The following is a 20,848-nucleotide window of genomic DNA, read 5'->3' as shown; positions in this document are numbered from 1 at the left end:
ATCATTTCAGATATTTGTTATAGCCAAATTCTAATTCTCGAATGATAAACTGGATGTAATCCATTTGGTCACGGTCCGATTTATAAATACTTGCTTCTTTTCGGTAGTATTCCGCAAGTTGGGTTCGAAATAAAATGGTGCGAAAGTCAGCTTTGGAAAGAATAAGCTCTTTGGGTCTGTTTTTTAATTGGATGGCTTCCGGGATTTTCATCACTACAGAAATTTGTATGATGGCATGTTCAATCTCAGCGACAATTTTATTGTTATCTTTTTTTTGATCTACTGCCGGAAGTTGGATTTTGATATCTTCCACACAGTCTTCAATATGATTTCGTAAGCGTTTGAAATCATAAACTTTTTCCGCAATGCTATTAAACTTTTTAGGATAAATAAAGCCCTCTGCTATTTTTGCGATACCTTGAGATCTATTTTCCTTAAAGGAAACATTGGGGATTTGTTTTTCTTGTAAGTGTTTCTTTTTCCCATCGTTACGATAGAGATAACCAAATAATAGTCCTACAAGGAAACTAAAAAGAAATCCACTCACAATGTATTCCAAGGATCCAATAAACAAAGAAATAACAGTGATTAACGAAGCTAATGTTAGAAAACTAAAAACACCAATGGGGACATGAAACTTTTCTTGGAGTGTTGAAAAAGAAAAGGCCTGAGTATTAGAACTGATTTGGTTGGAATCGTTTTCTTCCTCATAATCTTTTTCAAGGTTTTCTTCTTTGTCTATGTTTTCATCGGATCGATTTTTTAAAATCACACGAATTTGATCGAGGATTGGAAGTTCGTTTCTATAATGCGAATCTGTTTTTGCAAGCATTAAGGTATTGGCTTCTACTTTTGATAACTTTTTTTGGTCCAAAGCAAAAAGTATATGGAATGTTTCTTCTTTCATTTCTAAACATCCATAAGTTTCTGAAAGGGAAGAAACGATTTTTGAAATGGCCTCTGCCACATCTGTTTCATTTCTTAGTCCTAATGTTTTTACTTCAGAATTTAAATCAATTTTTGTAAGCGTAAGTGTGTTTATGGTATTGTCTTCGATTTTAGTTCCAAGGAGTTTGATGAGGGCAGTAATGGACTCTTCCGCATTTTCTTTTTTTTGTTCTTTTAAGCGTTTTGAAAGTTTATCTAAAATGATAAGACTCTCCCTGATACTACTTGCCACACGTTTTCCCTCTTCGGATGCGATTTTATCAAAGGGAAATTCTTCCAATAGGGAGGTAAGCTTAGGGACAAGATTACTCCCTTGTTTAAGAAGTTCTTCTGTTTGAGTCGGAAAACCCATTTCCAATTCGTTTAGTTTTTCTAAATAACCAACATATTTATTTTCATTGGCGAATCGTTTGAGGTAAGGAAAAGAAAAGGTTCTTAACCCGTCCAGTTGGACGGCCAGGTGGCGCGCATATTCTGGGTTATGTGATCCATTCGGTAAAATAAGATGGTAACCTGGAATGATCTCCACAAGTTTGGCAGTTTCTTTTCCTCTTGTGATGACATCTTGAATAAAATCTTTCATGGGAATGTATCCAAAAGATTCCATAGTTTTCCGGATCATCAATTCGAGCTCTGTTTCGTAGCTGAGTTTGGTTGGAAAAAAATAGGTATTTCCTTTTTGGTCTGTTCGAACTAATGTCGAACCAGGTTGTACTTCATCTAAAATAAATTCGCGACCGGCTCTGTTTTTGAAAAGTAGATCAACTAAGTCAATACTGTATTTGAAACAGGCTCGACGATAAGGAATAATATCTGTCTTTTCCTTATTTTGTGGTGCAATCATACTAATTCTCATAGTGAGTTTTTGATCCACTTGTAACAAAAAAGGATAAAAATAAACGACGGGTTCTTTGTTATGTTCAGTAAGTCCTGCAAGTTCCTTTAAAGCTTCCACAATGGAGGATTGCGATTTATGGCTTTCGGTAAGTTGCACTTGTTTGGAAAGTAATTCAGGAATGGAATCAACGGTCAAGAGTAGCGAAGGTGTAATTTCAGCACTACCATGCATTTCGAGTCGTCTGTGGCGCACACGAAGTTCTTCCAAAATGGTTTGGGAAGTCAGAGAGTAACTAGCAATATTTTTAGGTAATTGGATAAAAAAGGAAGGATCGGATTTTTCTCCCGTCAGTGGAGATTCCGAATTGATAGGATCTAAGAATGGTTCCAAAATATACCTTCCTTATGCAAGTATCAAAATCTATTTTCGACAAAGCAAGAGAGAATTAGGGATTTCTTGGTTCCCATTTTGCAGAGGGTTCCAATAGAGTTGAAGTAAATTCCCTATTTGTGTTTGTACGTAAAAACTTTATGGGATTTTTTTAATCAACAGAATATCTAAAATATTAAATTATCGAATTTTATGATCAGATAATTTATTGATTAGACTTCTTTCACTTTTTTTCGTCTATTAACATATGGATATTAGATTGGCAGCGGTTCTATCAGAACGCCAAAAAAAAGTAGATACATTTTTTCTTTGGGCCATTTTGGCCCACACTCCTCTTGTTTTTTTTCTCTCTTTAGGTTATGGTGCCACTACCGTTGTGACTCTTTCGGCAGTGGTAATTTCATTTGTCTCTTTTCTTTTTTATAAGATTGCTCGTGGTACTTTTTTCCTCCGGGCCTGGAACGGTGCGACGCTAATGATGTTTAGTGCATTGATGATTCAGGCTCAGTTTGGTCGAATCGAGATGCACTTTCATGTATTTAGTGCTCTTGCCATTTTGTTTGTTTACGAAGATTGGAGGGTATTGCTTGTTGCTGCTCTTACGATCGCCGTACACCACTTAGTTGGAAATTATGTCCAGGAATTTGGAACGGTTATATTTGGTACAAAGGTAATTGTTTATAGTTATGGAACAGGACTTGAAATCGTTCTGACCCATGCTCTTTTTGTTGTGTTTGAAACAGGAATTCTCATAAATTTTTCCATTCGGTCGGTTCTAGAGCTAAAAAAACAAATTGAAGCTCAGACCAATTTGGAAACAGTGATTGCCGGGGTTACGGCGGCTCTGGATGAAGTTTCTTCTGGGACAAAAACATTTATAGAAAATTCCAATTTACTCGCTAAAAAGGTAGAGGAATTTCAAACTTCGTTTCAAACCCAATCCTCATCGATTGAAGCCATTTCTGCTGCCACAGAAGAAACAGCTGCCTCGAGTCAATTGATTTTAGAAGGATCCAACCGCCAAATCGGTGAAGTGAAAACTGTAGAAGAGTTGAATCGAAATTTATTTAGTTTGAGTGAAGGATTTGTTACCTCGCTCGAAGTGATGCGTTCCAAAATCCAAGAGTCAGCGGACAGTGTGAAAAAAACTGAAACCGAATTTACTGGTCTTTACCAATCGATGGAAGTTGCTGTGGACGATTCCGAAAAAATGGAAGAGATTTTGGAATTAATTTCAGATATCGCAGAAAAAGTCAACTTACTTTCGTTAAATGCATCGATTGAAGCGGCACGTGCGGGTGATGCGGGTCGAGGGTTTGCAGTCGTTGCTTCCGAGATTTCTAAACTTGCTGATTCAACGGCAGAAGCTACGAAAAACATTTCTTCCATCTCAGGAAAAATCAAGTCAGCCATTCAAGTGAGTTTCAAACAATCCAATCAAATCAATCAAACCGTCCAAAGTTTTGTGAAGTCCATCTTATCTTCTGAAGAAGGGATGCGAGAACTTACAGTAAAAATTACCGGAACTCTTTCTGCTTTTGAAAAACAAGAACAAGCTTTACTTACTTTGGATCAGATTGCGCAAGAGATGCAAGTTTCGAGTAAGGAACAATCGACTAGTATGGATGAAATATCGAATTCCATCCTTGACTTAAATGTAAAAACACAAACCAATTTAGGAACTTGTGGAAATATGATTGGTCTCATTGATAAAGGAAATGTGATTTTCAATGGTTTAAAGGATTCTGTTGAAACCTTGGCGGCCATTATCGAAGATGAAAAATCCTAATCCAATTCTCATAAGATTCCTAGTTTTTGGTTTTGCGATCTTATTACTATTGGGAATGAGTTATTTGATCACAAATCTAGTTGGAAAATTTCGATTTGTAGATTGTTCTTTCTGCAAAGAAAAATTTTCAAAAGAGCAGAATGATACTTGGGTTTGGATTTACCCAGGTCTTGTGGGCTGTGGGAAAAAATGTCCTTTAGCTCTTGAAGCCCTTCGTAGTTTTAAAGAGAGATTTCCTGAAATCCCCTCATCCTTTTATTTTTTAGTAACCGATCCAAATGAGTCGGAAGAGGCCATTCACTCTTATTTAGCATATTACCAAAAAAGTTTAGAGATCCAAGCACTAAGGCCAGAAACAGATATTGAGATAGGATTTTATCGAAAGTTAGGTGCTTATATGCCGGTTCACCCTTCTTTAAAAAAAAGAGACGAACACGGAACTCAATTTTTTTTAGTTCCACCCAACCGCAAAATTATGTTTTTAATTCCGAAATTGGGTGAGAAGGAATGGATAGATATCAGGAAAGAAATAGAATCAAATTCCAGATAACAAACATTAATGGATCATATGGTAAACTTCTTTCATTTCTTCTCTGAGAAGTTTCATTTTGTTTGGAACATCTGGATGGGAAATATCTGCCGGATTGAGTAAATAGTTCTCGGGACCAAGTTCTCTAATCATCATTTTTGTTTGCCAAGTATTATCTTGCGGCATATTGATGTCGGAGAGAAAGGTATAGTTTCTTTTGATTTCTGGTTTCACAAAATCCAAAATCGAATTGAAATGGTTGTCGTTATAAATTTTTCTTCCGTCCGCTAAACGAGTGTATCCGCGGACAACGTAATCAATATAAACTACATCACATTCAAAGGCCTCAAATAAAAAATTGATGGAGTCGAGTGGAATGATCTCACCACAAGTAGAAATATCAATGTCTACTCGAAAGGAACAAATTCCATCAGGATCGGCAGCATCGGGATAGGTGTGCACTGTGATATGCGATTTGTCTAAGTGCATACTGACCTGTGCCGTTGGGATGGGATTACCGCCACCTTTAACATCGCTCATCAGAACCATAGCAGAAGCACCTACAGGATCGTAGTCTTGTGCAGAGACCGAAAGGATATTGGCATCAATTCGTTTGACAATCTCTTTTGAGATTTCTGTAATTTTGCTAGCATTGTATTTGTCGTGGATATAACTTACGTATCTACCTTTTTGTTCGTCATCCAAAGTGATGCAAAAATCGTAGAGGTTAAAACTCAAAACTTTTGTCAGATTGTTGAAACCGGAAAGTTTGATTTTTTCTTTATCCATTGCTACCTGCTTGTATAAAGAACAGAAATTCGGTATTTAGGTAAGAGGCAACTGAAATAACGAGAAAGTTTTAGAAAAGTCATGGAAAACAAAATGGAATGGTGGAAACAAACTTCAATTTACCAAATTTACCCTTGGTCCTTTCAGGATTCGAATGGGGATGGGATCGGCGATTTACAAGGGATTCTCGGTCGTTTGGACCAAATTCGTGACTTGGGTGTCGAAACCATTTGGTTCTCGCCTTTTTACAGAAGCCCAGGCGAAGATTTTGGATACGATATTTCCGACTATACCGCCATTGACCCTCGATTTGGGACGATGGAGGACTGCGACAAACTCATAAATGAAATCCATAAACGGAAGATGCGAGTTGTTCTGGATATGGTGATGAACCATACTTCTGACAAACACCCTTGGTTTTTAGAATCCAAATCTTCCAAAGAGAATCCGAAAAGGGATTTTTATATTTGGAAAAAAGGGAATCGAAAGAAGCCGAACAATTGGATTTCAATGGTAGGAACGTCAGGTTGGAACTACGACAAAACCACTGACGAATACTATTATAGTAATTTTTTATCGTTTCAGCCGGATCTTAATTACAGAAACCCCAAAGTAAAAAAGGCCATGTTTGGAGTTTTGGATTTTTGGTTAAAAAAAGGTGTGGATGGCTTTCGATTAGATATCTTTAACTCCATTTATAAAGACGAAAGTTTTAAAGACAATCCATTCAGCTTTCGGTATTTCCCCACACCGGATAACCATGATGAGGCGTTTTTTCAGAAAAAAACTTATAATCTCAATCTACCAGAATCTTTTCAATTTGCAAAGGAAGTTCGAAAACATATTTCCAAGTACAAACAAAAACCATTTCTTATTGGAGAAGTGAGTGGGTCGGATAAAGTTTTAAAATCCTTTTTAGGTGAAAAGGCTGATGGCCTCAATTTGGTTTTTCAATTTGAATTAATTCATTTTGATTATCATGCAAAGTTTTTTAAAGATCTTTTAGAAAAAAACGAAAAAGAATTTCAGGCACCACTAACTCCTACCTATGTTTTGGGTAACCATGACCAAAGGCGTTTTATCGACCGGTTAGGTGGTGATATCAGAAAGGCAAAGGTACTTTCTGCTTTTCAGTTTTTGGCTAGAGGAATCCCCGTTGTGTATTATGGAGATGAAATTGGTAGGAAAGAAGGCCGGATTTCCAATTTCCTCGGAAAAGATCCTATTGCCAAAATGAACCGGTTCGTTCCTTTATTTTTATCCAATTTTCTTGGAATTTATATCAATAGGGATAATTGTCGTCTGCCCATGTTATGGGATATAAGTGAAAATGCTGGATTTTCGAAAGGAAAACCTTGGTTACCTGTTGGTAAATTCAAATTAACAGATACGGTGGTTGGTCAAAAAAAGGATAAAGATTCTCTTTGGAACCATTACAAGAGCCTTTTTCATTTAAGAAAGGGATCCGCGGTTTTAAAAGAGGGAAGTCTGAAAACTAAGTCTACTGGTCAGGACGAGTGGCTGTGTTTTGAAAGGATTCTCGGAGACAAAGTCATTACTGTATATTTGAACTTCGGAGAGAAAGAAGGACAGGAACCTATCATTAAAGGAACTAAGTTGTTATACCAGTTCGGTGGTGCGATGATTGTAGGGGATGTTTATCATTTACCTGGTCATTCAGGTTTAGTATTCGAACATAAATCAAAGAAGTAAATGAGATTTAAGATTTAGAATTCTTAAAATCTTTTGAACCTGCGGGTTTACATTGATAAGCATTAGCCGTACACCTTTTTTACTATAAATCATCTTTTTATATAGGAGAAGTCCGAGCACAGCTGAAGATACCTCCTCTACCTGAGAAAAATCTAAGTAGAGAGAGGTAACCCCTTTTTCAAAGATATTTGTCATATCTTCTTCTAAACTTGCTGCCGAGTAAACGTCCAGTCGATTAGACTCAATTCGATAACAACTTTCCTCTACCGTTTTTGTGATCATGATTTCCCTCTCACAACAATGGACGGTAAAAGAAAAAAATACCTGAGAGCTTTGAAAAGAAAAACGATTCGAAATATTTTTTATATCTCAAATTTTTTCAAATTCTTCCTAAAGTTTGACTAAGGATGAATATGTGAATTTCTTCTTTTGAAACGGAATTGAAAAGAGTGAGAAGACCTCCACTGATTCCATTTAATCGAAATTAGGTCCCAAAGGAAATAAAAGATCACTCCAGAATCCAGTTTTGATTGCCCCCATGTGCGGAGACCAAAGGTATAACCGACTTCGGCAATTTTTTCCGTACGAACTGAACCCAAAATTTCAAATAGAATTTTATAACCTCTGGGGCGGAGTTTTTCTTTGGTTTCTAGATAAATGGATTTACGAATTCCAAAGAATCCACTCATAGGATCCGAAATTGGAACTGGAAACAACCATTCAGAAATCTTTGTTGCAAACTGGCTTGCTAACTTTCTAAGAATGGGAAAATTTCCATAACCACCATCGGCACTGCGACGCGACGCCACAACAATATCGTTTTCGTTCAGTAAGCGAATCACATCGGGAATTTTGGTGTAGTCGTGTTGAAAGTCAGCATCTACAACCACCAAATTGTCACCTTCGGCTTTTTCATATCCGTAAGTGACGGCAGAACTCAGCCCTCTTTCAGTCGTACGAACAAAAGGTTTGATTCGTTTATCGTATTCCGCAAGGACTTTTGCAACTTCAAAAGTTCCGTCAGGGGAGTTATCATCTACAATGACGATTTCAAACTCTAAAGATTCTTTTTCTAAAATTTTAGAAATGGTTTCAGCACAGTTTTTGATATTACCGGCTTCGTTATAAGTTGGAAGTATTATACTTGTTTTATTTTGCATGACTGGTCATTTAACTTCTTTTGTTTTTAAAAAAGCCCCTTTGTTTGATTTTTAATACATAACTCACCACTTTCACAAGATGCTGCGATGGCTTTGGAACACTCACCAAACAACTGGAATTGTTTAGTGCAAAGAATTTCACAGGCGAATTGATACATTTTAGGATCTTGTAATTGTTTTTGGTCTTCTTTTAAACAAAGACTTGCTTTTTGACAAAGGGATTTGCATTCCGAAGACTGGTCTAGTTTTGCTTTTTGTCCAAATCTCGGAGCATTGTCTTTGGAAATATCCCAAAGAGAAACCATCGCTAATAAAAGAAAAAGAAATCCGTACTTTTTCATAGAGTTTCTACCTTTTTCCAAACGCTGACTTCCGATTGGAAAAAACGTTTGTCCATTTTCAGTAAGGCTTTTTGGGTCTCTTTTGTATCTAAGTTTAAATGTTGTCTCCATTGAAACCAAGAGGACTCTTTTTTCCAATTCTCAGATAAAGTTGTTTCGGTGAATGTAACAATGATTTCTGCATCAGGGCAGGTTTCCCTATAAGTCAGTGGGAGTGCAAACTTTACATTCGCTTTGATTAGTTTATTTTGAACATCCATTGCTGTCCAAGGATTCTCGGCCACAACACAGATCTCCTTTTCTTTTACATTGATCAATTGTTCTGCGATATCTGGATCAGCCAATGGTCTAATCAAAAAGATCATCATAATGGGAACTAAGAGAAGTTGAGGGATAAAGATTCCATAAAATCTAGTATTTTTGTTTTGAAAGGCCCATATCGCGCTAAGTGATAAAACAATTCCTGTTAGAGAAATTGCAAATAACAAAGAAAGTCGAAGAACGACTGCGATAGCGGCAAATAGAAAATAAATCAAAGGAATTGAGTATTTGTTGAACTTGGAAAGAATGATTCTCTCCCAAGTTTCTTTTGTTAAAGCAGGTAGTAAAAAAAGAAAACTGATAAAAGGAGTTACATAATATGGATCCTTTCTATTGGGCATTAAATGAAAGATAGTCACTGCTAGTAAAAATACCAACAAAACCATAGTCAAAGCTCTGTTTTTACTATTTGCAGATTTTTTTATGGCATACCAAACGGTATGCAATAATGGGATGGTGAATGGGATTGTATAAAGAAGCCAACCTCCCCAAATTCTAAGTCCTGATTGGTTTGCGGCATAAAATTTTCCCATATTTTCTGTGATAAAAAAGAATCGTAACAATTCTTTTCCAGAATTTGTGAACAAATACAAATAAGATATCCAGAAGAATGGAACGAAGAGTGAAAGCGAAAACAAAAGTAATGTTTGTTTTTCTTTGGAAAGTGGTTTGAGTAAAATTTGGAAATGTCCTTTTCTTACACGGACCATTTTTAGATAAAGGAAACTAATTAAAAATAACAGAATGTAGATATGTAAGATTGGGCCTTTCAGTAAGTATCCGAATCCAATCAAAAAACTTCCCCATGCAACATAAGTTATATTATTTTCGGTATTTGACCTGTAGAATAAGTAAACATATAATAAGGTAAAAAATACCATTGCTCCTTCCATCATTAGGAGCCCGAAAAATTTTAAGGAGAGATAGGAAAATGCAAAGGTTAGGGTTGCGAGTTTCGTTTCTTTTTCTGATTTACTAAGAGTTAAATAAAATTTGTAAAAAAGCGTAAGCGTTCCTATCCCAAATAAAAAAGACACCAATCTTTCTGAAAAATAACTTATCCCGAATAATTTATCAAAAAACATACCCAACCAAAAAAGAAGTGGGGGTTTATAAGGATTAGGGAGTCCTGATAAAACAGGGAGGGTATAACTACCTGCTTCTAAACTTTCTCGAATGGAACGAATATGCATAATTTCGTCCCCTTGTGGAAAAGGGGCATCTGGAATACCTAGGGTCATCGCAAATAAAGCAGAAATAAATAGGATAAATGCAAAGTACATTTTCGAAACCTTTTATCCATAAACGAAGATACTGACCAGTCAGTCAACGTAATTTAGTTTTAAATAACGAATGGAATGATAAAATGAACAAAGGTTTTTACTTAGGTTTTGGGCGTGCTATTTGTATAACGGACGCTTATTCAATGAAATATAAGAGAAAGTTCGAGATAGAAAGTGAATTTGGTTCGGGTCTTTATAAGAGAACAGTGTTCTTTTATGGGTGGTTAGGGGGATTTGTTTTTCCGAGGCTGTCGATTTATATATCTTAAGTTTAAATTTAAGGTAAGAGTTAGGTATCTCTTGAAATTTAGTAATCACCAAACGGGAGTGATGTTATATTTTTTTTCGAATTAGTTTGTCGAATTTCTTTTTCATTATATTTAGTTTTATTTTTATCAATTGTACGCAAACAAGTGGAACAAACGATCATCGGTTATTTTCGTTGGAAGATGCTGATGCGGATTTTACGATAGTTTTTTTGTAAAACAACTTGAAAATTTTCCGAATTTTGCAAGTTATACGCCAGTTTCTTTACATTCAAATAACGTATGTAAAAGGAGTATCTATTACGATAAAAGTATATTCCGTAATTGTATGTCAAACTTGGTTGTTACTAACATTGTAGCAGCAGATTTTTCGGATTTATTATTTAAAGTAAAGGATCAGATTAGTTTGTCTTGTGATTTGAAGAAACGAATAATTGGGGAGAATGAGTTATACTCCGGAGAATTGAATGCCTGTGAAGTATATTAAATATACTTTTCTCGTTTTGATTTAGTTCTGTTTTATAAATTGCAATGTTAATAGAACTGTAGAGAAGACTCCACAAAAAAGAGATAAACAACACAATCAATACTTAGCGAGCGGGATATGTAGGGCTTGGTCTGCCAAAGGCAGACGGGAGCGAACGCGCACCCCGGAGTAGCCCAGTCCCGACAATTAAAAAAGTATAATCATAGAACAAGGGTTATACTTTTTTTGTGTGTTCTGTTTGGGACTCGCCCAAATTATTGATACCTAAATGTTACGTTTGTTGTAATTTGGCTTGTAACTTTCTGGATTAACGTATAGTGAAATATACACATTGTGGGAATGTTGTTTAATTCATTGTTCGATTTTTCATTGGACTGGATAGATTTCGTATTTTTTCATTCTAATCAAAACCTTGTTTCCACTTAACTCTTGGCATGATGGTTCGAGATGGATTAGTTTCATTCAGAGGACTTTTGTTTTTTGAAGTAAGTTTCGATTTGAAAAAGGGAACTTGTTATCGTTTACTCAGTTTCTAAAGAGGTTTGCACCGAAGGAACAAATCCTGACGTTACAAGTTCCTACCAGTCAATAGGGAAGTAATCTTTTAGAAATTTTCCGATCCAATGTTTTCCTGTATTGACACCATCAAACAGGGGATCAACGACTCTTGCGGCACCATCCACTATGTCTAGAGGTGGTTGGAAATCATGAAGATCCTGTTTTCTTTTTGCAAGTTCGATAGGGTCTTCATCTGTTACCCAACCTGTGTCCACCGCATTCATAAAAATTCCATCTTTTGCAAAATCTTCTGCAGAGGTATGAGTCATCATATTGAGAGCAGCTTTGGCCATATTTGTATGTGGGTGTCGGTCTTCTTTTTTAAACCTATGGAATTTTCCTTCCATTGCAGAAACATTGATGATATGTTTTTTTCCCGTATTGTCTCTGCGCATAATTCCTACAAGTCGGTTACAAAGAACGAACGGTGCCACCGCATTTACCAATTGGACTTCTAACATTTCAGATGTATTGATTTCACCAAGCTTTAGTCGCCAACTATTTGTTTTACGAAGATCAACTTGTTGTAAATCGGCATCCAATTCCCCTTCAGGAAATACTGCTTCCAGTTCGTGGGAATTATCATGTGAATAAGGAATTTGCGATAACGCCGCAGAAGAACGAATACCAACACCTGGAGTTTTATGATTCCAACTCACTGCGAGGGCTGTGGCTGTGTCTTTCATTTCTGAATCTGACCTGTAAGAATCTAATTCTTGTTTGCAATGTTGGTAAAAACTTAGTAATTTTTGCACGTCTGTTGGTAATTCAGAAAGACTCAGTTTTTCCGTTTCAAGAAGGTGGCCATAGAAACCTGGAGGTCGTCTTACCGTTTGCGCTGCATTATTGATGAGGATATCTAAACGTTCTAAATGGTTTTCTAAAAATTTACAAAAAATTTCTACACTTGGAGTATGTCTTAAATCCAACCCAAAAATTTGTAACCGGTCTTTCCATAAATGAAAATCAGTTTCTTTAGAAAAACGAATGGCCGAATCATTTGGAAACCTTGTAGTTGCAATGACTCTTGCTCCAGAACGTAACAAAAGTAAGGTTGCTTGGTATCCAATTTTTAATCTGGATCCGGTAATGACTGCGACTGTTCCGCGAAGGTCTGCTGTTTGAAACCTCTTGGAGTAATTGAGCTCAGCACAGTTCGGACACATGGAATCATAAAAAAAATGTAATTTGGTAAATGGAGTTTTACAAATATAACAAGGTTTAGGGTTTGATAATTCTTCTGCTTTGTCCCAAGACCATCCTGCTGTATTTGAAATTTGTAGTGGTGCTTGGAAAACTGCTGTTTCTCTTGCTCGCCTAATTCCTGTTAGTGCTGTTTTTTGTTTTTCCTGAACTTTGATAGTTTGTTTTTTTTCAACACGAACAGTTCGGTTTCTCTTTCTAACTTCGTTACGATCGGGGCGAGATATCCTCCCACAAAGGATCATAAGTTCTAAACGTTTTTCTTCCGAGATGGTTACAAGTTCCTTGGGTGAGTCCAAAAGATTTTTTAAATCTTGTAACAAAGAATCTATGTCCATAAAACCAGAATTTTGACTGGATATAGATGAGCAAGTATCTTTGGTCAGGTATAGTAGGGGGGGATTTCTGGCAAAGTCAAATGACTTTGTATTTCTTGACTAATTTTTAAGCTTTAATTACCCTTACTTTTCTTTTTCCTGTAAATTGAATCGATCCATCAAGTAAACAGCTATCTTGCATCTCTGACTTTAGATCAGTGACCTGTTCTCTCATGTTAATAATCATTGAGATTATTTCCTTAGGTTCGCAAGTACCTAATGTCTGAAACAATTTTTCTTTGTCATAATATAAAGAAGAAATTTGTAGATTTAGTTGTTCGGTAATAAATTCGGATTCGTTAGATGTCGATATTTCGTTAGGTTCTTCAATTAAAATTTCACGGATTGGTTTTGTTAAAAATTGTTGAATTTCCTCTAAGTCTTTTTCGTGAATGATTGGTTCGATCGCAATTAAAATGTAGGTAATCAATGATGCCTGAATCATTGATTGCGGATCAGCTGATCCTGTTTTAAAGTTTTGATATTGTATTTGTGTATTGAGTTGCTTCCAAAAACATTTTAATTCAATATACTTTGAAAATAAAATCACTCTAAGTTCTTCTTCATCTTCAATATCTTCAAGAATTTTTAAAAAACTGCGAATAAGAGTATCAAACCATAATTGGTTTTTTTTCTCATCGTCTTTTGATCTTCCAAAGTTCTTTCCCCAATCTTCAATATTCTCTTTTACTGATCTTTCAAAGGATATATTCTGTAATTTGTCTTTGATGATTTTTAATTCCATTTTTTTAGATCCGTATTTTCCAGTTCTATATGGAAAGTCGATGGTTTTGTATATAGGCAGACTGAACTGATTCGATGATAATCTGTTTTACTTCGATTCGTTTGTATTTCTCTTTGAATTGATAAAGACGATTTAATTCAGATTCTAATTGATAAAACTCCGTAATAATCATGTCCGTATCAGAAGTGCCTAATTGGGTTTCTAGTTCTTCCTTATCTTTGTAAAGATCTACAATTTGAGATTCTAAGTTATCCGCGATTTTGCTTTCCATCGCAGATTAGACTGGTTATTTTTTAAGCGCAGAAATTAAATTAAATTCGACCATAATGCTCCAAGGTCGTTTGCTTTGTCCAATTCGGACAGGCTTTAGGATTCTTGCCATGTTCAAATGATCAATAAAAGTATAACTTTCACCCCGTTGGATTGCCTTTTTTGCCTCCTCCGTGAGCACCTCCGCAAATGTCCCTAAGGTTTCCCGTTCCGGATGAGATGCAAAATTTCCATTGTAAGTAAGGAGAGAGGTTTGGCCGATTCCGAAGATCTTTTTCGGAGAGAGTTCTGCTAGTAATTGTTCCAAAGAAAAATCGGCCCCAAGGATACCGGCAAATTTAGAATGTAAAAACAAATTAGTCATGAAGCTTGTCATTTTTACCGTTTTCCCTTCAATTGGATAATCATAAGGTTCCATCATAACGTCCTCACCTAAGTCACGAGGTAATGTATACCATTCGTTTTCCCCAGGAGTATCATAACCTTGTAAAGGTTCTATCGATATTCTCCCGGAATGTCTATGGCAATACGGAACAAACCTTCCGTTTGAATCATGCCCCTCTTTGTTTGCATAATCTGAATCCAGTAAATCAATTACATTTGGTTCGCAACAGATTGCATAGGCTAGTTGTTGTTCATTCTGGATTAAGTATTCTTGTAAAATTAGAAGTAAATGTTCTCGCTTCATTCCTATGTTAGCATGAACTAAACTTTGGATCAAAAATTTCAAACCATATAAAGAAGTGGCCATAATATAAAATTTTGATTCGAGTTCTTTTGCAATATTGTTTGTCCAGAGTTCTGCAAAGTCTACCACTGATTGTTTTTCCATTTCAAAAACATCAGCATTTGCGGAAGAATTTTCTAAATTGATACGAGATAAAATTTCGGAGATTTTTTTCGTAGCTTCGGAGGTTTGATAAGATAATTTTGTTACTTCATTTGCTACAATTTCAAATCCTCTTCCATGTTCGCCGGCTCTGGCTGCTTCTATAGATGCATTTAATGCCAGTAAATTTGTCTGTTTGGCTACTTGTTGGATTGAAGCAGCAACGAAACCTATCTCTTTGGATCGTTCTCCAAAAGAGTCGATAAGAACTTTAAGTTTTCGCATTCCTAAATTAGAATAATTGTCATCCATGTTCTATCCTATAAGGTTCGTTTTGAACTTTCATTATAATATCGGATTTTTCTAATGTCCTATTGATATCCAGCTTGCTGTAATCGAAAGAGTTTTTCGTATTTCCCTTTATTTAAGAGCAGTTCTTCGTGGCTTCCCCATTCGGTTTTTTTGCCTTGTTCAAGCACTAAAATTTGATCTGCCATTCTAACGGTGGAAAATCGATGCGAGATGAGTATTACTGTTTTACCTTGTGTATGTTCCCTAAAGTGTTCAAAAACTTTCATTTCAGCTTCTGCATCGATTGCAGATGTGGGTTCATCTAAGATAAGAATGTCTGCATTTGTACGCATGAAAGCTCGGGAAAGCGCCACCTTTTGCCATTGACCCCCTGAAAGTTCACGACCATCTTGGAACCACTTGCCAAGTCTCGTAGAATAACCTTTTTCTAAACGGGTCACAAAATCATGAGCCATACCTAGTTTAGCAGCGGAAATCCATTCGGTTTCTGATTGGATTTTTTGGACATCTCCCATTCCAATATTTTCTCCGACCTTGAACTGGTATTGAACAAAGTTTTGAAAAATGACTCCGAATCTTCTGCGTAAACTTTCTTCATCCCAATCTTCTAAATTAATCCCATCTAAATAGATATTACCCGATGTAGGTGAATATAACCGAGTTAAAAGTTTGATAAGAGTTGTTTTTCCTGATCCATTTTCTCCAACAATAGCAAGTTTTTCCTCTGCTTTTAATTCAAAGCTAACATTCGAAAGTGAAGGTTCTTTAGCTCCAGGATATAAAAAGGAAACAGAATCAAAAACTATTCCTGTTTTATGATGATTTCCTTTTTTATTTCCATATCGATTTAAGATTGGTAGATCAAGAAACTCCATTAGGTTTTCTATATACAAATGATCTTCGTAAATTCCACCGAAAGCAGACAGTGCATTTGAAAATGTATTTTGTCCTTGTCTGAATATGACAAGATACATTGTCATCTCACCTAATGAAATTTTATGCACTAAGGCAAGGCATACGATCCAAACATATGAACCGTAAAAAGCGAATTGACTGAGTAGTCCAAGAAGAAAACTAAACATACCTTTGCGGATTGTTAGCTTTTTGTCTTCCGAATAGATTTTTTGAAAATTTTCTTTATATCGATTTAAAAATTCTTTTCCTAGGTCGAAGAGTAAAATTTCTTTTGCATTGTCTTCTCTTGCCATAAGAGTTTCTAGATAAACTTGTTCTCTTGTTTCTTTTGCTTTCCAACGAAATAGTCGAAAACTATGATTGGAAAATTTAGTTTCAGCAATGAAAGAGGGAATCGCGGCAATCACTAAAATCAAAGAAGCCAATGGTGACAGTTTAATTAATAGTCCAAAAAAACTAATTATGGTGATTGATGATTGTGCAATGGTAAAAAATCTTGTGACCATCGAAAGAGGTTTGGAAGAAGCTTCGGTTCTTGCTTGAGTCATTTTATCGTATGTCTCGGAATCTTCGAATTGGGTTAGTTCCAAACGAATCGCTTTTGATAGTATTCTTTCATTTACTTCTTGGCCTAAACGAATTCTTAGTAGTGTATAAGCAATGTTATATAATTTCTGAGTACCAAAATAAAGGATTGTAAATAAACCTTCTGCATAAACTAACCAAACTGCTTCTGATTGTAGTAAATCAATCCAACTACTTGATGTTTTTTGGTTTTGTAAAATGGAATCAATAATTAGTTTACCAATCCAAACCAAAGTGGAAGGAAATAATCCATTGGCTAAAGTCAAGATACAAATGAGCGCGGTTAATACGGGAGAACTTTTGTAAGCTAAGTCAAAGGCAATGCGAGAAGTTTTCAAAATCCTGAAAAAGGTTGAGGACATACTCGTTAGATTGTTTTTGCCTTTTGTTTTTGATACATTTTTTTAATGCGATTGCAAACAATCTTGGTGAATTCCTGGTTGCCATAACTATTTATGATTTAGAAGTTGAAAACAAAATATGACAAAAGAACGGTTAGATAAGGTTTTAGGAAATTATGGATTGGGTTCTCGGTCCGATGTTAAAAAGGAAATCCACCAGGGTCTTGTTAAAGTAAATGGTTCGGTGATTAAAGATCCTGGTTTCAAAGTCTCTCTCTCTGATGAAATAGTTTACTATGAAGAAGTTCTTGTGCGAAAAGAATTCTACTATTTTATGATGAACAAAGCTCCTGATTGTATCACTGCAACGGAAGATATTCGGGAAAAAACGGTAATGGATTATTTGAGTGAAAGACATAGGAATATGAATTTATTTCCAGTGGGTCGACTGGATAAAGAAACAGAAGGTCTATTACTGTTTACAACAGACGGAACACTTGCTCATTATTATACATCTCCCAAACACTTTGTCGAAAAAGAATATTATGCAGAAATTTCTGAACCCGTAACTCTCGAAGATATTCAAGCTTTTGAAAGTGGAATTGTTTTAGATGATGGATATAAAACTTTACCTGCTAGGTTAGCGGTCCCAGATCCTTCCGAACCACAACGAGTTACCGTTTGGTTAAAGGAAGGCAAATACCGACAAATTCGCCGAATGTTCCAAAGTTTAGGAAAAGAAGTTATCTATCTAAAGCGAATGAAAATGGGGAATTTAGAGTTGGATCCGAACCTTGCTCTTGGAGGCTATCGAGAATTGACCGCAGAAGAAGAAGCCCTTCTCAAACAAAAAATACCTCTCATTCAATAAATCTTTCTATTTTATCGAAAAATGCAGCAGGTGCTCTTCTTGGTCTAGAATTAGATAGGGAAACAAACAGTTGTTCGTCCTTCATACTTGCTAATAGATTTCCATTTAGATCAATAATGTCTTGTCTAAAATAGAATCGTATTTTTTCAAAACTTTCGATCCAACTTAATATTTTCACATGTGAGCCGGGATCAGGTTGTTTATAGATTAAAATTTCACCCCCCATAAAAAAAGTGGTGGAATCGGTTTCTTTGATTAGATTGAGATCAACGATTTCTTTAAAAAATAGGAAACGACCTTCTTCGAAAATTTTCCAAATAGAGTCTGAAGGTAGATTCCAAAAACAATTCATATCACTGAAAGGTATATAATAATCATGTTCGACAGTGTTTTGTAATGTTGGCATTGGATGGATTGTAAACTGGTAAGTGTTGATATTGATCTCTGAAATGTTCGCGATTCGGATATTTTTTCCATCCTGAACCAATCTAGATCTTGTTTCTATTTCACATGCTTTTTTTTCATCGGATCCAAAGATAGTTTGTTTCCAAAGAAGGATTCCATCTTCCAGACGATAGACCTGAGTCTCCACTGTCAGGTCTGAATTTACAAATTGTTGACTTAGGAAACGAACATTGGTTGAACCAGGAATATAACTAATATTGTTGTTTAACATTAGTTCTATGGGATAACCAAATTCTCTTAAAACTTCACAGCGCGCATCATAAGCAAACCGTTCATATGTTCTACTTGTTACATGACGGTTCCAGTCCAAATCAAAGTGCCGAGTAGTTAGGGTTTTACGGAAAATTTGACTCATTCCACCTTTCTTTCGATATCAATTGAATGGTAAACAATAATTCCTAACAGGATTTACCATTCAATTGATTAATTTAATTAGTAACCGGGGTTAAGAATGAAAGTGAACTTTATACCACTCTACAGTCAAAAGTATAGCTGAAAGTAAACAAGTAACTGCGGGAACAGGAAAAATGTAACGGAAACTCAATGCAGCTATAATTGTCATCCAAAGAGAAACTCATACAGTGGTAAAATTTTTCGATTGTATGATTAGGTAATTCGCTTGGAAGCTCAACAAATCTAGTCTCCATTTATGTTTCATTTTTTTAACTTCCTATGAATTGAAATATTTGTGTTTTCTTTTAATTTACAAGAAAATTGAATTGTTGTACCAAATGGTAACAAAAAAATAATTGTTCCCGTTTTGGAACAGCTAAAAACAGAAGAATTCACTCTAAGCCAAGAGTGTTTAGAATCAAAGATTTTAGTCTCAGGAATTTGGGATCGACGTGTATCTATCCACACTTCTAATTTTCGGGGTAATATATTTTTTTTCAGTTAACAACGGTTTGTGGATATTAAATTTTTCCTTTTCCCATGTATGAAGCTACAAATAAGACAATATTTTTTTCTCATATTTTTGGTAAGGAAGTAGAAAATTTAGAAGAAACAATTTGTTACAATAAAGATCCATATTAAATCTCCGAGTTGATTCAAAAGTTTTTAATTTTGTTAAAGAATTTATTGAATAGAGATAACCGGATCACTAATTATATTGTAGAACAAATTCAGTCAAATATTAGTCAGCATTTGAATCAGAATATTTATAAAACATGGGCCAAAATATATGTTCTCCATTTCAAAAACAAGGATTGTTAGATTTATATTATGATCAGTTTCATTTTAAAAATGAATTTAAAAGGTATACAGGTCAGAGTCCTAAGAAATTTGATTTAGCGGACAATCGATTCAGTAAGTTATTTTATAAAAATCTCTAATTGTTTTTTTAGTGTATTCAGCTCTTGCCTATTTTCGATTATTTCGTGAAAATAGGGTATTTGCCAAATCTGGGTAGTATTGCCTTGTTTATTTTTGGGTTTGTCCCAGGAAGGATACACTCTAAATCCTCTTTTACCTTTATGTTTACCGAAAAGAATTCCCTTTTCATTTAGTATTTCTTTTGCAAAAAGAAAATAACCAATTTGATTTCGATTGATTGTTTCTATAATATAAAGATCAGCAGATTCTTGGAAACGGAATGGTTCAATTGGCCCATTTTTATTGCGTTTCCACAAGGTTACGAATTGTCCGATTTTTTTGGGAGTGGTCTTGGCAGTTCTAAATACAACATTTTTGTTTTTTAATTTAAAGTAACATGCATTATAATCTTTACTCTCAGTTTCTAGATGAACTTCTTTAATGAATAATTGGTAAGGATCAAATAGTGAAATTTGCAGACGGCTAAGAAATTTAGGTAATTTGGTGATCGCGGCGGAGGATGATTTCATTACTGAGTTTTAATGTGATACGAATTTGAGACCGACAACAGACAAAATTAATGTGGATAAGAAAAAAAGTCGCAAGAATTCTATTGGTTCTTTGAAAAAGATGATTCCCATGATTACTGTTCCGGCAGCACCGATTCCAGTCCATATCGCATAAGTAGTGCCAATAGGCAAAGCTTGAGTCACTTTTATCAGTAAAATCATGCTTATGGAGAGTGAAATCAAAAATCCCAAATACCAAAAATAGGTTTCATTTCCTGTAGTTTCTTTTGCTTTTCCGAGACAAAATGCAAAGGAAACTTCAAATAATCCCGCAACAAAAAGTAAAAACCAGTTCATACAATCTCCGTTAGTAGTTATTTTTCGATTACTGCGGGACTTGTAAATTTGATTATTCGGACAGTTTTGTAAAAAAATTAGCCTGCTGACATAAATTCGGACACTTTTTTGCAAGAAAAAAGCAAGAGGTGTAAGATGAGGAAACGAGGAAAATACTCTCCAGAGTTTAAAGAGCAAGCGGTAAAGCGAGCATTGTCAGGAACATTCACAATAAAAGAAGTTTCAGAATCACTGGGAATCAGCTATCATGTCTTACGACAATGGAAGGCTGAATTCATGAAAAAAACAGATCAGACGAGTCCGCCAACGGACAAACAAATTAAAGAAAGTGAAGAGCTACGAA

19 protein-coding genes are annotated in these 20,848 nt (G+C 35.4%); 5 read left to right on the top strand and 14 right to left on the bottom strand.

What is annotated here, in order from left to right; all coding sequences use genetic code 11:
- Window position 1 precedes the first annotated feature (1 nt).
- Window positions 2-2,176, bottom strand: a complete 2,175-nt coding sequence (locus ND811_RS13075) for a hypothetical protein (RefSeq protein WP_265352646.1) — start codon at window positions 2,174-2,176, stop codon at window positions 2-4.
- A gap of 259 nt (window positions 2,177-2,435) precedes the next feature.
- On the opposite strand from ND811_RS13075, the gene ND811_RS13070 reads away from it, so the two are divergent.
- Together ND811_RS13070 and ND811_RS13065 are read left to right on the top strand one after the other, a co-directional pair.
- Window positions 2,436-3,965: a methyl-accepting chemotaxis protein gene (locus ND811_RS13070; RefSeq protein ID WP_265352647.1), complete on the top strand. Its 1,530-nt coding sequence runs from the start codon at window positions 2,436-2,438 to the stop codon at window positions 3,963-3,965.
- Between the two features lie 64 nt (window positions 3,966-4,029).
- Window positions 4,030-4,515: a hypothetical protein gene (locus ND811_RS13065; RefSeq protein WP_265352648.1), complete on the top strand. Its 486-nt coding sequence runs from the start codon at window positions 4,030-4,032 to the stop codon at window positions 4,513-4,515.
- A 6-nt stretch (window positions 4,516-4,521) separates the two neighbouring features.
- Here ND811_RS13065 and speD read toward each other — a convergent pair whose 3' ends face one another.
- The gene (gene speD / locus ND811_RS13060) at window positions 4,522-5,283 is read right to left on the bottom strand and encodes an adenosylmethionine decarboxylase (protein ID WP_100720442.1); all 762 of its coding nucleotides are present in this window, start codon (window positions 5,281-5,283) and stop codon (window positions 4,522-4,524) included.
- 81 nt (window positions 5,284-5,364) lie between these two features.
- Between speD and ND811_RS13055 the strand changes: the two genes are divergently transcribed.
- Window positions 5,365-6,996: an alpha-glucosidase gene (locus ND811_RS13055; protein ID WP_322113476.1), complete on the top strand. Its 1,632-nt coding sequence runs from the start codon at window positions 5,365-5,367 to the stop codon at window positions 6,994-6,996.
- Here ND811_RS13055 and ND811_RS13050 read toward each other — a convergent pair.
- The 9 genes from ND811_RS13050 to ND811_RS13010 all read right to left on the bottom strand — a co-directional run bounded on the left by ND811_RS13050 (window position 6,985) and on the right by ND811_RS13010 (window position 16,986).
- A complete protein-coding gene (locus tag ND811_RS13050) occupies window positions 6,985-7,278 on the bottom strand; it encodes an STAS domain-containing protein (protein ID WP_265352650.1) in 294 nt (97 codons plus the stop codon). The genes ND811_RS13055 and ND811_RS13050 overlap by 12 nt on opposite strands.
- Window positions 7,279-7,397: 119 nt before the next feature.
- Complete coding sequence (locus ND811_RS13045; protein ID WP_265352651.1) at window positions 7,398-8,156, bottom strand: polyprenol monophosphomannose synthase; 759 nt, start codon at window positions 8,154-8,156, stop codon at window positions 7,398-7,400.
- 26 nt (window positions 8,157-8,182) lie between these two features.
- The gene (locus ND811_RS13040; protein WP_265352652.1) at window positions 8,183-8,497 is read right to left on the bottom strand and encodes a hypothetical protein; all 315 of its coding nucleotides are present in this window, start codon (window positions 8,495-8,497) and stop codon (window positions 8,183-8,185) included.
- Complete coding sequence (locus tag ND811_RS13035; protein WP_265352653.1) at window positions 8,494-10,101, bottom strand: ArnT family glycosyltransferase; 1,608 nt, start codon at window positions 10,099-10,101, stop codon at window positions 8,494-8,496. Before ND811_RS13035 ends, ND811_RS13040 begins: the two co-directional genes overlap by 4 nt.
- A 1,331-nt stretch (window positions 10,102-11,432) precedes the next feature.
- Window positions 11,433-12,953, bottom strand: a complete 1,521-nt coding sequence (locus ND811_RS13030; protein ID WP_265352654.1) for an SDR family oxidoreductase — start codon at window positions 12,951-12,953, stop codon at window positions 11,433-11,435.
- A gap of 106 nt (window positions 12,954-13,059) precedes the next feature.
- Window positions 13,060-13,737: a hypothetical protein gene (locus ND811_RS13025; protein ID WP_265352655.1), complete on the bottom strand. Its 678-nt coding sequence runs from the start codon at window positions 13,735-13,737 to the stop codon at window positions 13,060-13,062.
- Window positions 13,738-13,762: 25 nt separating this feature from the next.
- Window positions 13,763-14,008: a hypothetical protein gene (locus ND811_RS13020; RefSeq protein WP_265352656.1), complete on the bottom strand. Its 246-nt coding sequence runs from the start codon at window positions 14,006-14,008 to the stop codon at window positions 13,763-13,765.
- 15 nt (window positions 14,009-14,023) lie between these two features.
- Entirely contained in the window at window positions 14,024-15,148 is a 1,125-nt protein-coding gene (locus ND811_RS13015) for a methyl-accepting chemotaxis protein (protein ID WP_322113477.1), read from the bottom strand.
- 59 nt (window positions 15,149-15,207) lie between these two features.
- On the bottom strand, window positions 15,208-16,986 hold the full coding sequence (locus tag ND811_RS13010) for an ABC transporter ATP-binding protein (RefSeq protein WP_265352657.1): 1,779 nt from the start codon (window positions 16,984-16,986) through the stop codon (window positions 15,208-15,210).
- Window positions 16,987-17,128: 142 nt separating this feature from the next.
- On the opposite strand from ND811_RS13010, the gene ND811_RS13005 reads away from it, so the two are divergent.
- Window positions 17,129-17,860, top strand: coding sequence for a pseudouridine synthase (locus ND811_RS13005; protein ID WP_265352658.1), 732 nt, complete (start codon window positions 17,129-17,131; stop codon window positions 17,858-17,860).
- On the opposite strand, the gene ND811_RS13000 is transcribed toward ND811_RS13005, so the two are convergent.
- From ND811_RS13000 to ND811_RS12990, 3 genes are all read right to left on the bottom strand, one after another.
- Entirely contained in the window at window positions 17,850-18,680 is an 831-nt protein-coding gene (locus ND811_RS13000; protein WP_265352659.1) for an acyl-CoA thioesterase, read from the bottom strand. The genes ND811_RS13005 and ND811_RS13000 overlap by 11 nt on opposite strands.
- A 958-nt stretch (window positions 18,681-19,638) precedes the next feature.
- A complete protein-coding gene (locus ND811_RS12995; RefSeq protein ID WP_265352660.1) occupies window positions 19,639-20,169 on the bottom strand; it encodes a MepB family protein in 531 nt (176 codons plus the stop codon).
- Between the two features lie 9 nt (window positions 20,170-20,178).
- Window positions 20,179-20,505, bottom strand: coding sequence for a DMT family transporter (locus ND811_RS12990; RefSeq protein ID WP_265352661.1), 327 nt, complete (start codon window positions 20,503-20,505; stop codon window positions 20,179-20,181).
- Between the two features lie 135 nt (window positions 20,506-20,640).
- Here ND811_RS12990 and ND811_RS12985 point away from each other — a divergent pair.
- On the top strand, window positions 20,641-20,848 hold a 208-nt coding region (locus ND811_RS12985), incomplete at its 3' end, for a transposase (RefSeq protein WP_265365532.1).

It is taken from the genome of Leptospira soteropolitanensis (assembly GCF_026151655.1).
In the GTDB taxonomy this organism is placed as follows: Bacteria; Spirochaetota; Leptospiria; order Leptospirales; family Leptospiraceae; genus Leptospira_A; species Leptospira_A soteropolitanensis.
The sequence above is the reverse complement of the archived record's forward strand: the minus strand, read 5'-3'. Positions and strand labels throughout refer to the sequence as shown.

Coding starts and splice junctions, on each gene's coding strand:
- speD (WP_100720442.1), bottom strand. CDS start 5,283: ATGGATAAAGAAAAAATCAAACTTTCCGGTTTCAACAATCTGACAAAA.
- ND811_RS13055 (WP_322113476.1), top strand. CDS start 5,365: ATGGAAAACAAAATGGAATGGTGGAAACAAACTTCAATTTACCAAATT.
- ND811_RS13050 (WP_265352650.1), bottom strand. CDS start 7,278: ATGATCACAAAAACGGTAGAGGAAAGTTGTTATCGAATTGAGTCTAAT.
- ND811_RS13045 (WP_265352651.1), bottom strand. CDS start 8,156: ATGCAAAATAAAACAAGTATAATACTTCCAACTTATAACGAAGCCGGT.
- ND811_RS13040 (WP_265352652.1), bottom strand. CDS start 8,497: ATGAAAAAGTACGGATTTCTTTTTCTTTTATTAGCGATGGTTTCTCTT.
- ND811_RS13035 (WP_265352653.1), bottom strand. CDS start 10,101: ATGTACTTTGCATTTATCCTATTTATTTCTGCTTTATTTGCGATGACC.
- ND811_RS13030 (WP_265352654.1), bottom strand. CDS start 12,953: ATGGACATAGATTCTTTGTTACAAGATTTAAAAAATCTTTTGGACTCA.
- ND811_RS13025 (WP_265352655.1), bottom strand. CDS start 13,737: ATGGAATTAAAAATCATCAAAGACAAATTACAGAATATATCCTTTGAA.
- ND811_RS13020 (WP_265352656.1), bottom strand. CDS start 14,008: ATGGAAAGCAAAATCGCGGATAACTTAGAATCTCAAATTGTAGATCTT.
- ND811_RS13015 (WP_322113477.1), bottom strand. CDS start 15,148: ATGGATGACAATTATTCTAATTTAGGAATGCGAAAACTTAAAGTTCTT.
- ND811_RS13005 (WP_265352658.1), top strand. CDS start 17,129: ATGACAAAAGAACGGTTAGATAAGGTTTTAGGAAATTATGGATTGGGT.
- ND811_RS13000 (WP_265352659.1), bottom strand. CDS start 18,680: ATGAGTCAAATTTTCCGTAAAACCCTAACTACTCGGCACTTTGATTTG.
- ND811_RS12995 (WP_265352660.1), bottom strand. CDS start 20,169: ATGAAATCATCCTCCGCCGCGATCACCAAATTACCTAAATTTCTTAGC.
- ND811_RS12990 (WP_265352661.1), bottom strand. CDS start 20,505: ATGAACTGGTTTTTACTTTTTGTTGCGGGATTATTTGAAGTTTCCTTT.